Below are 392 nucleotides of genomic sequence, written 5' to 3'. Positions count from 1 at the left end.
CGGCCACCGCCGCGAACGAGGTGGCCACCTGCCGCGGCGTCAGCGAGCAGTTGCGCCTCAGCACCCACTGCATGGCCGCCTCCCTCAGCCGGTGACGTGGGAGGCCGTGGCGTCCAGCTTGGGCGGCGTCTCGAAGGTGTGGAACGGCGCTGGCGACGGCACTTCCCACTCCAGCCCCGCCGCGCCTTCCCAGGGCCGCTGCGGCGCACGGGCGCCGCGCTTGCGCATCACCGGGATCACCACGAACAGCAGGAAGTACACCTGCGCCAGCCCGAACACGAAGGAGCCCACCGAGGCGATGGCGTTGAAGTCGGCGAACTGCATCGGATAGTCGGCATAGCGCCGCGGCATGCCCGCCAGCCCCAGGAAGTGCATCGGGAAGAAGGTGATGT

At 70.2% G+C, this 392-nt stretch carries 1 pseudogene; it reads right to left on the bottom strand.

The features are described from left to right. Nucleotides 1-84 precede the first annotated feature (84 nt). Nucleotides 85-392, bottom strand: a pseudogene (locus tag VO99_RS27560) (cytochrome c oxidase subunit I); the annotation flags it as partial.

The sequence above is a fragment of the Aquincola tertiaricarbonis genome, from assembly GCF_000969605.1.
In the GTDB taxonomy this organism is placed as follows: domain Bacteria; phylum Pseudomonadota; class Gammaproteobacteria; order Burkholderiales; family Burkholderiaceae_C; genus Aquincola; species Aquincola tertiaricarbonis.
This window is presented reverse-complemented; position numbering and strand designations above follow the sequence as displayed.